Source organism: Lentibacillus salinarum, from assembly GCF_042679865.1.
GTDB classification, from domain to species: domain Bacteria; phylum Bacillota; class Bacilli; order Bacillales; family Amphibacillaceae; genus Lentibacillus; species Lentibacillus salinarum.
In genome coordinates this window covers 45,287-59,747 of record NZ_JBHTNH010000008.1, presented here as the reverse complement: position 1 = coordinate 59,747, position 14,461 = coordinate 45,287, and the positions used below count along the sequence as shown (strand labels likewise).

Genomic DNA, 14,461 nt, shown 5'->3' with positions numbered 1-14,461 from the left:
GATATTCCAGTACAAACACATACATCTTTTTCAATCGCAGCAACTTAAAACGGATTCGTCGCCCATTGCAGAGATTGTTTAATGAAAATACGCGGATGTAACTTCAATTGGGATACCATATACTCCGCCATATCCTCCGGCTGCATGTATTTTTCCTTATCATTTTTATCAGGGTTATCACCATACATCATTTCCGTCGCCACCATGCTTGGATTTAGCGTGAACACCCGGATGTTGTGCGGGCGCACTTCCTGCATGAGCGCCTCGGTCATCCCCTGCACCGCAAATTTGGACGCACTGTACGAAGTCGATCCGGCCGTTCCTTTCAGCCCGCTGCTGGACGAAATAGTGATGATGTCACCCTGATCTTTGTCAATCATTTGTGGCAAAACCTTCCTGGTGACATGATATGTCCCAAACACGTTGATCTCCAGTGTGCGCTTCCAATCGTCCGGATCAATTTCCAAAAAATCACCGCGTAAACCAACACCCGCATTGTTGATCAAAATATCCGCCGGGCCAAGTTCATCTTTAAGCCACTCCACTGCCTGATTGACGTCTTCCATATCCGCAATATCACAAGCGACATACGCCGTTTTCACCCCCTGTGCTGCAGCTTTTTCCGCAACAGCCTTCAGCTTGCTTTCCGTCCGGGCGATCACCCCGACATGGACCCCTTCTTTCGCCAATTCCAGCGCCGTCGCACGCCCGATACCGCTACTGGCACCTGTAATATAAGCAATTTTGCCTTTAATGTCCTGTCCCATCGCGATCCTTCCTTTCGATACGTGTTATCACAAGTGTAAGCTATGGTGGGTGGCTATTCAACTGCAAAATTTTTAAAAATTTTATGTTGGACGCCCCCATTTGGCTTTTTCCAACGATTATCGTTATGAGAAGTCCGTTTGTGAGGAGGGAGACAGATGAAACAGACCATACGGCTTCCGGACATGTTGGAAGACACTGCTTTTTGGTGCCGACTGCGCACACATTTTACCGGCAATCAGTGGAACTGGATCTATTATCATATCATTGGCGGGCTGAGCATTGAAGAAATTGCGATTCAGGAAAACACCACAGTCGAGGCAGTGACCACATGGGGCCGTCAAGTCGCGCAAGCCAAACGTATCATCACAAATCAAGGGGGAAAAACACATGAACTATATTAAACAAATCAATGCTTTTTACCATCAGCTGGAGATTAATCCGCTGTCATCTTCAGCCATCTCGCTCTGGCACGCTTTACTGCATGTCAACAACAAAGCCCGTTGGAAGGAAACATTTACGGTTGCCAGCACAGTTCTCTTGGTCAAGTCAAATTTGACAGAAAGCACCTTTAAACGCGCCCGTCATGAACTCAAGGAAAAAGGCTACATAACCTATACGGCCAATGGTAGCAACCGGGCATCAAGCTATCGCATTTACTGCCTGTCATCTACAATGGACCAGCAGTCGGATGACAGTGAGGACGCTGTTAGTGACCATGGTATGGACTGCAGTGCGGGCCACGCACAGGACGGCCCTACTGATGACGAACACAGCACCGACCACGTGGTGGACGGCGACAGGGACCACAGTTTGGACCGCACCACGAACCGTACAGCGGCCCCATTAGTTAAACATAAACAAAAAGATAAACAGAAACCGAAACAAAACGAAACCAATACAGCAGATGACGACGCAATTGGTTTCTATCAAGAAAACTTTGGCATTGCATCACCATTTGTTGTCGATTCGATTGTGAACTGGTGTCATGATATGGGTGAACCGCTTGTCACAGAAGCCATGAAACGTGCGTTGGAACGTAACAAAACAAGCTGGGGCTACGTGAAAAGCATTCTACAGGCATGGGCAAAAAGCAATATCCGAACAGTTGAAGCGGCTCGGGCCGAGGAAACCGCGTTCCGGCAAAAGCAGGCAAGCCGCCACGTAAACACAGCACCCCAGGAAGTGGTGCCCGACTGGTTTATCGAGCGGAAAAAGAAACGAACGTCAGCGCCTAAAGAAGTGCCACAGCTGACACCGGAACAAATCGCCGAAACAGACCGGCTTCTCGCTGAATTTACGTCACAGTCGGGCTGATCGGTGTGTTCGGACTTGACAGACAGCCCTATTCAGGGACTTTCCTGGATAGGCTGTCATCGTTACGTTGCGCATAATGATTGGTAGGGATGATCGGTCATATATGTGACGAAACCCCAGCACCTCTTTCCTGCTAAACCTGAAACATTAAGGGGGAAGGCGATGCTCTCAATAAGGCATTCGTTCGTTCATGAAGGAAGCGGGCAAGGAAACCTTTTAATCAGCGCTTATTTTTTTATGTATGGCATATGTTAGCGCCAGCGAAACCGCGGGGATTAATGGCAGCACAAAACGGATAGCGCTGAAGAAAATAACCGACCCGATCAAGAACGTTATACCAAAAAACAGTGATAACTGCGATTTCTTGTTGAACCCATAAACAAGTGATAATAGTCCTATTGGAATTAGCATGGCAAAAGCGATATTAAGTCAAATCGTTGTCACCTCCGACTTTTTAGAGCCTCGTTACCTATAAGGATAACACGATATCGAAAAACGGTAAGACCAAAACTAACGTGAAATTTCATTCAGAGGGGGGTTCCCTTCCACCCCCACTGAACGTTAAGGAACAAAGGCTAAGTTCGCAAGTCAAACTTATAAAAAATAAATGAGAGCGGAAATGCCAAGCGACAATAGCCCCGACAAACCAAAGTACAATGCCGGTTTCAGTTTGACACTACGGGGATTGTGTCTTTCTGTATGGAAAATCGTTTGTTGCTGCTCCTCGCTTTTCAAACCGCCTAGGAAAATATTCGCTATGACAATACACGCGATCCCGACAATCAGAAAAAATGATGACACGTGCGCACCACCTTTTGACAGTTTTTCAGCCCTCAACCATCTTGAGGTAAGGAATCTCATCACCGTCGACAATCGCAATATATGCCGGAGTATCCGTTTCATATAGCTTGGTTCCTTCGGGCAGTTTATTGGCCGTCCCATCTTTAAAAAGCATGGCTTTATCGGTTTGTCTGGTTATTTCGCCAATTTGTTCACCTGGTTCGTATTCCAGTTCCTGGACCCACTGAACATCCGCGGCGTTGGAATAGACTAATCCGTCGAAATAAAAAATGTCCGCATCGCCATGATCCAGGAAATCACGTGGCGTTGGATTGCCGATTGTATTTGTGATGGGATTCCCACTGTCACCGCCGCAGCCAGTTAAAATGAAGGCCGTCATGATCAGTACAGCGAAAACCTTTAACACGTTCATCGGATCGCCTCCATTTAATTAGACGATGGTAGATAATTGAAGGTTTCAGTTCTATCAAGTCCCTGCTGATATTTAAGACATGATAAAAAAGTTTCCACTAAGTCCGGCAGCTTAATGGAAGTCTGTTTGAGCGATATAATCTCACGTTTATTCCTGCATCTTACGCTTAATTTCCATAACTTTATCCTTTGGGAGGCCAGTCGTGTCTGCAACTACCTTGAGTTCCATACCTGTTGCCAAAAGGCGGCGGGCTATTTTCGCCTTAGCATTTTCCTCTCCTTCATGTTTACCTTTTTCCACCCCTTCCTTTTCCGCCTCTTGTGCTTGTTTTTCGGCCTTTTGTGCTTGTTTTTCCGCCTCTTGCGCTTGTTTTTCCGCCTCTTGCGCTTGTTTTTCTGCCTCTTGCGCTTGTTTTTCCGCTTCTTGTATTCGTTGCTCCGCCTCTTGTACACATTGTTTCGCTTCTTGTACACGTTGTTTCGCTTCTTGTTTTTGAAGTTCCCTTTCGCGTTCAGCAGCTTCCTCATCCCGTATCCGTTTTAAACGCCCTTCATAAGCCAGATACTGTTCCTCCGTCATACTCAATTCTTCCCAGTTTTCGAACGCGATGCGTAATGACTCATCGTTCATGGCTATCACCTCCAGTTCCCGGTAAATGTCTTCATACACTTCATCGTTCCTGTGATCCACCATCCCAAGTAACATTAGCCACCTAGCCAGCACATCGTTCCATGGATCCAGTTTGTCGTCTTTCCAGTCCTTGATTAACTTGGACATTTCAACAAAGTGGAATTCCATCACATCCGTCAACTTGAATTTTTCCTCATCCTCATACAAGTGGTACGTCGTGTGGAAACGCTCAGTTTGCGGGAATAAATTAAAATTGAGGATATTAATGGCAATAACCGGTCTTAGTTCACTGTATGTCATTTTCTTTTTAAACGGGCCCCGATATACCCCCGCCCAGTAGTAAATGGAACGTTTAATCATATTATATTGATTGGTGAATTGCATTTCTACATTAATTTGTTCATCCGCGTTCGTAGTCACCAGCAAATCCAGCCTGGACTGCTTATCTTCTGCATGTTCACCGCCTGATTCCGTATTTGTAAATGAAATGTCCTTTATTTGATTTCGCCCGGTTCTTTGCAGAATGGCATTTAAAAATACGACGGTGATGTCTTTGTTCTTTTCATTACCAAATAGCTGCTTGAAAGCATAATCAACTTTAAGATCCATTAATCGTTCGAGCGGTATCCGCTTTAGAATGTTACCTGATTTCCTCTTAGCTTTTTTCTGGTAGTTCTGAGGGTCTTCCATTACGGTTCTTCGTGTAAGATAATTCGGGGTATGTTCCTTAACAAGCGTGTTTCGTGACATGTCAGCACATCCTTTATGATATGTGGGGACTTACTGAGGCGTTTATCTAAGGTCAGTATAACAGAATATCAGGTGACAGACAAATCAGACAAATCATGTTCAATCGTACTTAATAGTGCGTGTTCAAAAAGGAGGATAAAAAGGACCGAGAAGTTCGAGGCGGTGCCGTTTCGAGCAGCGGAGTGTATGCCTTTAGATACATGAGCAGCGGAAAAACAAGCCAACGAAGAAATTCGACGTGTCATTTTTACCGGACTTTTTGAACAACCTCTAATAAGGAATTTTCGAACGGTAATATCACTCCACTTTTATAAGTATAATTCGTTAGGCTAGAACGTGCATCATCCGAAACCTTTTGTGATTGCCAGCCGTTCAACTGCTCATTGAACGCTGTCCTCAAGATAACATATGTTGTATGCCTCTAACGAATCATCTATAATCAGGACAAAGGGAGGCCGCAACCGTGAAAAAGAAAAATAGACGTATCCAAACACCGGATTTGCCGGAACAACTCGACCCGATCAAACTGGATCAGCTGACAGATCAATCATTTTACGAAATGGGCACCATCAACGAACCAATCGGCCCGGTATACGCCGAACACGTTCGATTTGATCAAATGCACTTTAAGAATGTCACTTTCCGCGAAACAGAGCTACCGTTTTCCCAATGGTTGGATGTCGTTTTTGAAAACTGTGATCTTTCCGGCGCTGGACTGAGTGGTGCACGGTTTAACCGGGTGGTATTTCGTGACTGCAAATTGGCCGGAACCGATTTTGACCGGTTGGTGATGCAGGATGTAACATGGACGAACTGCCAGGCGCCTTACCTTATCTGTAATCAGACCGAGATTCGCGATGTGCAGTTTGACAATTGTTTATTGAAAGGCGCCAATTTTATTAATGCATCCCAGGACAATCTGCAGCTTGGCACTTCAGACATTGAGGATGTGCAGTTTACCGGTACGTCATTAAAGAGCGTCGACCTCAGCCGCTGCCGGTTTACCCATATACACGCGGACGAGCAGGAGCTGCGCGGTGCGGTGATTGCACCGGAACAGGCGAGTGGATTTATTGAAGTCTTTGGCGTGAGGGTGAAGGATTAAATTTTTTAAGCTGTTTTAATTGGGATCTGTTGCACCAGAAGGGTCTTGCGGGGAATGTAATTGGATTTGTATCGCGTTGATGGCAATCAGCTCGGTTACGCTCATTTTTCGTTTAGCCAACATCACATCCATATTTATCACTATCGCCATGGTGTCACCTCAGACGGTCAGGTCGTTTTCTGTTTTGATTTCCAACGCATTCCGCAACACTTCCTGGAGGACAGCGGCAAAGAGGGCAATGATAAAGGCCGTAAACATAATGCCCAGTCCCATTAGGGCTATGCCGGGGTGTAACGCGCCCTGTGTTCCAAGAAAAATTACCCCCATTAAATAATGGATGACGATGGCCGCCGCACAGTGCTTAATCTGCTTTAAGGCAATCACCGCCGACTCCGAAAAAGCATGTTTTTGCTCAATAAGACGTAACAGCTTCAAGGATTGATACAGCGCAATGAAAAACGGTACCACAGTCATGTAGATGCCGATAATCACAGGATACTGCAAATAAGCAAACCCCGGGTTCATTTCGGCGGTATGTCCTGCCAATCGCGGCAACAGAAATAAACACAGACCGAGCGTTATAAAGCCAATCACAAAAATAGCCACCTTTAAAAAAGCGGTCCTTCCCCGTTTCATAACCAGCACCTCACTTTTTTGTCGTTGGCTATAGGATAATACATTATTTATCGCATTTCAATAAATAGTTATTAACTAACAAACAATTATTAACATGTTAACCTGCGTCTTTATGAAGTAAGGAAGACAGTGCATCGTTTAGTTATCATAGTAGGGAGGCGTTGTATTAGCTCCTTCCATCCCACGGGCAGTTAAAGAATGACGGTCCACCTCGTAGGCGATTTCAAAAGAACCTTCTTCCTCTTCTTTTTGCCATGATTCTGTAAAGGTAACGATATATGTTTCGTTTCCTATTACCTCTGCAGATGTTTCCCGCTCGACGTGATATCCATTAATCGTGTCTTCCCATGTGCCAATCTCCTCAGGGAATAAATCAGTAGCCGTCCCCTGGCCGTCCGTGGCGCGTGCAACCGCATCCTCTGCTGTAAAAGGTGGTAACGGATCGGATATCACTTGGAGGTATCCCCAAACGAAACCACATATTAAGATCGGGAAAAGATAAAAGAGCCAGATCTTTTTCTGGTGCTTCATTCTGTTCAATAGCCATCTATCTGTCGAAGCATAAAAAATAGCAATCGCCGCGCCAAATAGCGCTATCATCGCTTCCTGAAATATTAAACCAATTGCTGAACCAAAAACGCCATGCAGTAACATATAGGATAAATTGCGCTTAATAGCTCCTCTTTGCAGCAGATATTCCAGACCAACCGAAACGAGATTCCCATAAATCAATATAACGGCACCTGCATATAGACTGAACATAGATGCCCATCCCAGGAAATCATGCCCCATGTTATAAGCAGGTTCCGGCTTCATCGGATCTACTGTCAAGAAAGCCAGGAATATAGACGTCACCACTGTGACAACAAACGTTACAGTTATTTTTCGTTTTAAAAGATTTCCGGCATCCATCTAAACCATCCTTAGCTTGCGAAGGACTTTTTCTTTAATCTATAGTTGTTCGCCTAGTTTTTTCATTGAGATATCAGGAATATTTCGCGTACAAGCTTGTTGTTAGAAAGCATTTCAGGCTGTATGCCATAGTCACCGGTGATTAAACTATAACCCTGATAAAAAACCACTCATTTCCTCTTCAAACGCTTTACCATCATTCACCTTGACACGACCTTTCACAAGATAACGGTGTCACTTTCGTATTACGTTTTCCTTGATGCCATATATTTCTGCGTTAATATGCCTGCATTAAAGACCGATACAATCATAGCAAAATACATGAGCCATCGCGTAACGTAGTATCTGTCACCCGCCGTCAATTCCGTATATGAAAACGAACTGACCACAAATCCAACAGCAACCAATAGCGAAAAAATGAATTGTCCTTTCAGCGATTTAACCATGTTAATCTCCCTCCCACATATCGCCCGCATCGTACTAACCATTCTGCTTCAGCAAATTGGAAATGGCGATGAAACTCAATCCCGTGGCTGCAATGATATATGCGATCACCTGATTACTAACCAGGTTATTAAATTCCATCAAGCCCACCAGAAAAAAGTGTCCGATGGCAAACAGGACGAATCCAAACCAAAATAATAATTTCCGTGACACGTCGCTTCATTCCTTATTAAAATTTTTTCAGTCCATATCCTCTTTTCGACAACAAACGGGCGAATTCCTCTAAAAAAAAACGCTGACGCGTCTTTTCAGATGCCAGAGGTCAGAAGTCGGATTGGAGGAAATCGGCGAGGTAGCCGATTTCAAAATTTTATACTTTTTTATCTTTTAAAAAAGGACGCCATTCCAGCAAAAGAATTGCGCCCTTCTGAAACACACCTAACACCTAGCTTCTGACCGTTATGCCTCATCTGCCGATTCCTGGGCGGCATCTCCCTCTGTTGACCTCGCATCTTCATCCGATCCTTTGGCTGCTGAGGCTTCCTGGTAATATTTTTCCTTTTGTGCACCAAAGTGATCGGCATTCCCGCGGGAGACATAGCTCTCAAGCATGGCCTTCAAGTCCATACCGGTTGTTTCCTTCAATGATTCCTGAATGCCGAGCATTGTCGAGGTCACATTATTGGCGACTTTTGATGATCCGCCCTGTGAATCACTGCCGCCCATATCAATGACACGCATATCTTGAATCTGGGAAATTGGGGCAGACACTTTTTCAGCGTACTCAGGCAATACATTGATAAGCATTTCCATAATCGCTGCTTCGCCGTATTGCTCCATTGCTTGGGCCATGCGTTCTTTAGACTCGGCTTCAGCAATCCCGCGCTGGCGGATAACTTCTGCCTCGGATTCCCCTTTAATACGCTCTTTTTCCGCTTCGGCTTCAGCAGCTTTCGTCGTTTTATAAGCTTCGGCATCAGCTATGGAGCGGCGGCGTTTATTTTCCTCTTCTTCCAGTTCAACCGCACGTTGCTTCTCGATGTATTGAACCTTTAATTCTTCATCCTTTACTTGCTGGGCAAGGCGCTGCCGTTCCAGCTCACCCGCCTGCTCAGCGTTCGCTCTGGCACGATTGGTTTCTTTTTCAAATTCAGCTTCCTTAATATCTTTTTCGTTTTTGGATTGAGCGATGGCTGTCAGACGGCGGTTTTCTTCGTCTTGTGCTTCTTGATCATTTTGCGCCTGATAAATGCGGGTTTCCTTCTTCGCATCGGATTCTGCCTGATTCGCCTGCTTTTGTACTTCAGCAATATGCGGGCGCCCTAACGCATCGATATAGCCATTTTCAACATCCACATCCTCCACGTCATTCAACGCAAACGAGGTAATTTCAAAGCCCATGCCTTTCAGGTCTGCCTCTGCAATCTTCTTCACCTGTGTGTTGACTTCTTTAAAATCATTATAAATCTTTTCAATGGAAAGCGACGCAATAATCGCGCGCAGATGCCCATTTAATACGTCCTTTAACTCTTCCTCACGTTCATTTTGTTTTTTCCCGAGAAATTTTTCAGCAAAGTTGGCCATAATCGCCAGCTCACTGCCGATACTGATGACAGCCGTGCTGACCACGCGTACCGGGATCCCTTCCATTGTGTACGCTTTTTCTGAATCAACCTGCAACTGAAATGATGTCAAGTCAATCGGTGTGGCGGTCTGGAACATACGAAGACGATACCCGCCGCCACGGATAATTTTGACCGAGCGCCCATTTTCGTCCTGGAAGACATTACGCTCTTTTTCCGGATCCCCAAGCTTCGGCCCGGTGACAACGAGCGCTTCATTAGAGCTCGCTGTTTTGTAGCGGAGCCTGAAGATAATAAACGCTATTAACCCTCCAACAATCGCCACAATTCCAATAATTGCCAGAATCATTAATATTAAGGCATCTTGAAACAAAAAAATCCGCTCCCTTGTAAATGGTGAATCCGATCCATCGACCTATGTAAATGGATCTATACAGAATAATACGATGACAAACCGTATAACGTTTCAATTATCATATCATTTTTTATAAAATCGGAAAATCCCACTGTTTACTTTATTCGAGTACAATGGGATATAGAAGTGGAAAAACAGTTTTCTTTTTCCGAACGCAGCTGTTTCATGACACTGGGGAATGGATTTACTTAATCATATCATTTCGTGTAAACTGAATTCACGCAATTGTTTCAACGATTTATGATAAAACAACGATTTAAATACGTAAGCCATTGTTAAAACAATAAGGGAGTTGATGAACATGGCAAAGCGCAATAAAAAAGAGTTGTCACCGGAACAACGTGACGAATTACTGAGAGCATTGAAAGCCCGTTTTGAGAACAACATGCATCGCCATAAAGATCTAGAATGGGGTGAAGTCCAAGGAAAGTTGGATGCTGATCCTGAAAAACTATGGTCGCTTAATGAAATGGAAATTACTGGCGGTGAGCCGGATGTTGTTGGTCATGATCACAAGAAGGGCGAATACATTTTTCATGATTGTTCAGTGGAAACCCCTAAAGGTCGCAGAAGTGTTTGTTATGACCTTGCTGGGCTGGAGGCAAGGAAAAAACATAAACCAGAAAATAACGCTATGGATATGGCAGCTGACATGGGCATTGAACTTTTAACGGAAGACCAATATCGAGCGTTGCAGGAACTAGAAAATGTCGACATGAAAACGTCAAGTTGGGTGCAAACACCCGCTGATATTAGAGAACGCGGCGGTGCCCTTTTTTGCGATTTTCGCTACGGGCACGTCTTTGTGTATCACAACGGCGCGTCCTCTTACTATGGCGCTAGAGGTTTCCGCGGCGCGCTAAGGGTCTAAAGTTTGCGCAGACAGCTAAATTTGAGAACGGATGGGAAAGGCTTTGATTCCATTCTTTAACTAGCGGGCACTAAACCGGAACAAGGATCTATCCTTAGATCGAGCCAAGATCACAGTAGAAGAAAGGTCGTTTTTAAATGAAAAATAATCGTAAATTTTTAATGGTCATGTTAACAATCGTATTCGTTATATTGGCTGCTTGCGGAAATTCATCTGAGGAGTCAAATGCTAAATCAAACAACACGTCACCGGATAGCAGTTCAGCGCAAAATGCAAATGGCAGCGCATCAACTAAAAGTTCAAACGATACAGATAAAAATAATACGGAAAACGCTCCAGAAGATACGGACGACACCCAGATAAATAACCAAGAAGATAATTCGAATAATGATGGGGAGTCATTGAAGTCCAGTCGTAGTGATAGTGAAATGACTGAAGGAAAAAAGGAAGGATATCTCAAAAAATTGAATGAAATGGAAGAATCAGATAAAAACGCAGAGGCTAAAACAACAACGTCAGATATGGAGGAACAAGAGGCAGAAAGATATAAAAACTGGGATAAAGCATTGAACGAAATCTACGGCGTGTTGAAAGAACAGCTTCGTAAAGAACAGATAGATCAATTAAGGGAAGAACAACGGAACTGGGTAAAACATAGAGATGAAGCTGCTAAAGAAGCATCACTAAAATATGAAGGTGGCTCAACGGAGTCGCTAGAATATGTGGCGACGCAAGCAAGTCTTACAAAAGAAAGATGTTATGAATTAGTGGCAAACTATATGAAGTAATTTTTCAATCCAAACGCGTCATTTATTAGCCATGCATATTGTTAAGCAATACAAGACATAAGACATATAAGGGGTCAATACTGACAAAAAGGCATTTCCACTACATGGCATGACATTTAGAACATAAGAAGGGGCCAACTTAGGCGAGCATACGATACGGCCCCATTATCACGAGACCGTCATTTTCTGCCTGCTGAACCGTCACACGTTATCTGTGAAATAGTCTTTGCAACCAGCCAAACATCCCTTTTTTCTTCTTCGGCTTTTCCTTCCTCGCTTTCTTCCCTAAAAAAACCTCCCTGACGTTCGTCCGTTTTTCTTTCTCGCTGAGGACAAATAATGTATCGCCGGCTTCAATCGCGGTATCGCCACTTGGTGTGATTAAGTCTTCGTCCCGGACAATGCCAATCACCAATGTATCATCCGGCAGCGTTATATCGGTCAGCGTTGAATGAACGACCGGCGCTGTTTTGCCAATCGGCAGTTTGATGATCTCCGAGTTCGTATTGCCCAGGTTAATCATTTCAAAGCCGCTCGGATCAAAATCGTGCCCTTCCGCTGTCAAGCCTAACGCTGATGCCAGCGGTGACAGTGTACTGCCCTGCACGAGTGCGGAAATGAGCACGACGAAAAAGACAGCATTAAAAATCACGTACGCGTTTTCCACGTCCGCGACAATCGGATACGTCGCGAGTACAATCGGAACTGCCCCTTTCAAGCCTGTCCAGGAAAGAAATAGCTGTTCTTTCAGATTGTATTTGAAAAAAATCATACATAGAAAGGTGGCGACAGGGCGGGCCACGAACATAAGGATAATGGCCAATAGAATCCCCTGCCAGCCAACCTTGATCAAATCGCTTGGGAATACGAGCATACCAAGGAAAATAAACATGATGATCTGCATCATCCACGCAAATCCTTCATTAAAACGAACAATGGCGAATTTATGCATCAAATCACTATTACCAACCAGGACAGCCATGACATAGACGGCTAAAAAGCCGCTCCCGCCAACATAATCGGTAATGCCATATGTGAAAATGGCGCTTCCCAATGCCAAAAGCGGATACATGCCGGAGACGTCCAAGGTGATTTTATTGATCACCATTACGCTTAATTTGCCCAGCAGCAGACCAAAAATCAAGCCGACACCCATTTGCACAAAAAAGCTGCCGACTGCCGTCCAAATCGTACTGTCCGGAATCTGGATCATTTCAATAAAAGCAACCGTCAAAAACACCGCCATCGGATCGTTCGTCCCAGATTCAGCTTCCAACGTCGCCGTCAAGCGCTTATGAATGTTTTTACTTCCCAACACAGAGAAGACCGCTGCAGCGTCAGTTGAGCCAACAATCGCCCCAAACAGCATCCCTTCCAGCATGGTAAGACCGAGGATATAATAAGCGGCAAATCCGGTCATGACGGCGGTAAGCAAAACCCCAATCGTCGCTAATACACCCGCCGGGGCAAGGACCGGACGCATGTTGTTCCATTTGGTTTGTGTACCACCTTCAAATAATATAATGATCAGCGCTATGATACCGATAAGCTGGGTCAGCTCGACATTCTCAAAGTAAATGAATTCGTTGAGGAGCATCCCGACAAACAGGAAAAGCACAAGTGAAGGCAAACCTAACCGGGCTGAGAATTTCGTTGTAAATACACCAACAAGGAGCATAAGCGCGAATAGCAGTACGAATGATGTGACACCGATGTCCATAGCGTGATTCCTTTCAAGAATAATCTATTCCTAGTTTACCGATTTTAGTGGTTTAAAACAAAAAATCCGTTCGTTCTGACGATCAAATGACCGGATAATATGGCTCAAAGCGCGGATTTATATAACAGGGTGGTCTAGGCCCGATGGCAGGAAGCTCGAATTGAGTGGAGCCGCTGGCATAGGCCACCGTCACGCTTCCGTTTGCCTGACAAAGACATAAAGCGTTTACGCTCGGATTGTCACTATAGCCGTTCACGATACCGACCTCCTTCCCTGCCAGCCTATTCATTTTCTCACCTTTTGCGCCTGTACAAGCGCTGTGCACGACATTCGCCCACTTGGCATAACGTATGTTGAAACAGCTTTTGGAGGAGGTCGGATCAGCACATGTCTGAGAAAAGAACCAATCAACAGCAATATCCGTTATATCCCAATTACGGGAAAATAACACAATATGAGGATGTGGCCATAACCGTTCCGGAACAACGTCAATACCGCCAGCCCGGGGTAGAGAAATTTATGGTGCCGCGGCCGATTGTGGAAAATCCGCATGAAAATGGCAGCGGAAAAATGACCGGGACAGTCGCTCTCATTACCGGCGGTGACAGTGGCATCGGTGCAGCAGCTGCGATTGCCTTTGCCAAAGAAGGTGCGGATGTTGCGATTGCCTATCTGGATGAGCATGACGATGCGTATCGTACGAAAACACGCGTGGAAGAACTTGACCAGCGCTGTCTGCTTCTCCCGGGTGACCTTCGCGACAAACAACAATGCATCGCGATTGTGGAAAAAACAGTCGGAACACTTGGTAAGCTGGATGTGCTGTGCAACCATGTCGGTATTCAATTTCAGCAATTAAATTTAGAAGATATCACCGATGAGCAGTTCGATGATACATTCAAGGTGAATATTTATTCGCACTTTTACACGACACGTGCAGCGCTGAAATACTTGGAGGCAGGCAGTTCGATCATCAATACAACCTCTGTCGTTGCATTCGAAGGAAACGATCAGCTAATGGATTACACAGCGACAAAAGGAGCCAATGTGGGATTCACCCGCGCTCTGGCCAACAACCTGGTCGATAAAGGTATCCGCGTCAATGCCATCGCGCCCGGCCGGATCTGGACACCGCTCATTCCGGCCAGTTTTTCGGCCGATCAGGTGACGCTTGCCGGTAACCCGATGGATCGGCAAGGGCAGCCATTCGAAGTCGCCCCAACGTTTGTCTACCTGGCCTCAGATGACTCACGCTTTGTCACCGGTCAAGTATTGCATGTCAACGGAGGGCAGGTGTTAGCCTGAGGGGATC

General features: G+C 45.1%; 17 protein-coding genes. 6 read left to right on the top strand and 11 right to left on the bottom strand.

Translation table 11 applies throughout. From position 1 onward, the window contains the following. Positions 1-44: 44 nt before the first annotated feature. Complete coding sequence (locus ACFQ4A_RS06235; protein ID WP_382398690.1) at positions 45-767, bottom strand: 3-ketoacyl-ACP reductase; 723 nt, start codon at positions 765-767, stop codon at positions 45-47. A 156-nt stretch (positions 768-923) separates the two neighbouring features. On the opposite strand from ACFQ4A_RS06235, the gene ACFQ4A_RS06230 reads away from it, so the two are divergent. Both ACFQ4A_RS06230 and ACFQ4A_RS06225 read left to right on the top strand, forming a co-directional pair. Beyond that, positions 924-1,169, top strand: coding sequence for a hypothetical protein (locus ACFQ4A_RS06230; protein WP_382398688.1), 246 nt, complete (start codon positions 924-926; stop codon positions 1,167-1,169). Continuing rightward, positions 1,156-2,082: a DnaD domain-containing protein gene (locus tag ACFQ4A_RS06225; RefSeq protein ID WP_382398686.1), complete on the top strand. Its 927-nt coding sequence runs from the start codon at positions 1,156-1,158 to the stop codon at positions 2,080-2,082. Before ACFQ4A_RS06230 ends, ACFQ4A_RS06225 begins: the two co-directional genes overlap by 14 nt. Positions 2,083-2,676: 594 nt before the next feature. On the opposite strand, the gene ACFQ4A_RS06220 is transcribed toward ACFQ4A_RS06225, so the two are convergent. The 3 genes from ACFQ4A_RS06220 to ACFQ4A_RS06210 form a co-directional block, all read right to left on the bottom strand. Continuing rightward, positions 2,677-2,883 carry a hypothetical protein gene (locus ACFQ4A_RS06220; RefSeq protein ID WP_382398684.1) on the bottom strand — a complete coding sequence of 69 codons (207 nt, stop codon included), beginning with the start codon at positions 2,881-2,883 and terminating at the stop codon, positions 2,677-2,679. A gap of 25 nt (positions 2,884-2,908) precedes the next feature. Beyond that, positions 2,909-3,295 carry a hypothetical protein gene (locus ACFQ4A_RS06215; protein ID WP_382398682.1) on the bottom strand — a complete coding sequence of 129 codons (387 nt, stop codon included), beginning with the start codon at positions 3,293-3,295 and terminating at the stop codon, positions 2,909-2,911. A gap of 147 nt (positions 3,296-3,442) precedes the next feature. Further along, positions 3,443-4,675: an Rpn family recombination-promoting nuclease/putative transposase gene (locus ACFQ4A_RS06210; RefSeq protein ID WP_382398680.1), complete on the bottom strand. Its 1,233-nt coding sequence runs from the start codon at positions 4,673-4,675 to the stop codon at positions 3,443-3,445. Positions 4,676-5,138: 463 nt separating this feature from the next. On the opposite strand from ACFQ4A_RS06210, the gene ACFQ4A_RS06205 reads away from it, so the two are divergent. Then, positions 5,139-5,780: a pentapeptide repeat-containing protein gene (locus ACFQ4A_RS06205; RefSeq protein WP_382398678.1), complete on the top strand. Its 642-nt coding sequence runs from the start codon at positions 5,139-5,141 to the stop codon at positions 5,778-5,780. A 15-nt stretch (positions 5,781-5,795) separates the two neighbouring features. On the opposite strand, the gene ACFQ4A_RS06200 is transcribed toward ACFQ4A_RS06205, so the two are convergent. From ACFQ4A_RS06200 to ACFQ4A_RS06175, 6 genes are all read right to left on the bottom strand, one after another. Next, the gene (locus ACFQ4A_RS06200) at positions 5,796-5,930 is read right to left on the bottom strand and encodes a hypothetical protein (protein ID WP_382398676.1); all 135 of its coding nucleotides are present in this window, start codon (positions 5,928-5,930) and stop codon (positions 5,796-5,798) included. 9 nt (positions 5,931-5,939) lie between these two features. Then, the gene (locus ACFQ4A_RS06195) at positions 5,940-6,416 is read right to left on the bottom strand and encodes a DUF2975 domain-containing protein (protein WP_382398674.1); all 477 of its coding nucleotides are present in this window, start codon (positions 6,414-6,416) and stop codon (positions 5,940-5,942) included. Positions 6,417-6,554: 138 nt separating this feature from the next. Further along, entirely contained in the window at positions 6,555-7,328 is a 774-nt protein-coding gene (locus ACFQ4A_RS06190; protein WP_382398672.1) for a hypothetical protein, read from the bottom strand. A 245-nt stretch (positions 7,329-7,573) separates the two neighbouring features. Next, entirely contained in the window at positions 7,574-7,774 is a 201-nt protein-coding gene (locus ACFQ4A_RS06185; RefSeq protein WP_382398670.1) for a hypothetical protein, read from the bottom strand. A gap of 34 nt (positions 7,775-7,808) precedes the next feature. Beyond that, the gene (locus tag ACFQ4A_RS06180) at positions 7,809-7,985 is read right to left on the bottom strand and encodes a hypothetical protein (protein WP_382398668.1); all 177 of its coding nucleotides are present in this window, start codon (positions 7,983-7,985) and stop codon (positions 7,809-7,811) included. A 246-nt stretch (positions 7,986-8,231) separates the two neighbouring features. Continuing rightward, positions 8,232-9,728 carry a flotillin family protein gene (locus tag ACFQ4A_RS06175; RefSeq protein WP_382398666.1) on the bottom strand — a complete coding sequence of 499 codons (1,497 nt, stop codon included), beginning with the start codon at positions 9,726-9,728 and terminating at the stop codon, positions 8,232-8,234. Positions 9,729-10,071: 343 nt separating this feature from the next. On the opposite strand from ACFQ4A_RS06175, the gene ACFQ4A_RS06170 reads away from it, so the two are divergent. Both ACFQ4A_RS06170 and ACFQ4A_RS06165 read left to right on the top strand, forming a co-directional pair. Further along, positions 10,072-10,641: a DUF4256 domain-containing protein gene (locus tag ACFQ4A_RS06170; protein WP_382398664.1), complete on the top strand. Its 570-nt coding sequence runs from the start codon at positions 10,072-10,074 to the stop codon at positions 10,639-10,641. A 137-nt stretch (positions 10,642-10,778) separates the two neighbouring features. After that, positions 10,779-11,429, top strand: a complete 651-nt coding sequence (locus ACFQ4A_RS06165; RefSeq protein ID WP_382398662.1) for a lysozyme inhibitor LprI family protein — start codon at positions 10,779-10,781, stop codon at positions 11,427-11,429. A 208-nt stretch (positions 11,430-11,637) separates the two neighbouring features. Here the strand turns inward: ACFQ4A_RS06165 and ACFQ4A_RS06160 are convergent, their stop codons facing one another. Next, positions 11,638-13,149 (bottom strand): potassium/proton antiporter, encoded by a 1,512-nt coding sequence (locus ACFQ4A_RS06160; protein WP_382398660.1) that lies wholly within the window; start codon positions 13,147-13,149, stop codon positions 11,638-11,640. Between the two features lie 387 nt (positions 13,150-13,536). On the opposite strand from ACFQ4A_RS06160, the gene ACFQ4A_RS06155 reads away from it, so the two are divergent. Continuing rightward, a complete protein-coding gene (locus ACFQ4A_RS06155; RefSeq protein WP_382398658.1) occupies positions 13,537-14,454 on the top strand; it encodes an SDR family oxidoreductase in 918 nt (305 codons plus the stop codon). Positions 14,455-14,461 lie beyond the last annotated feature (7 nt).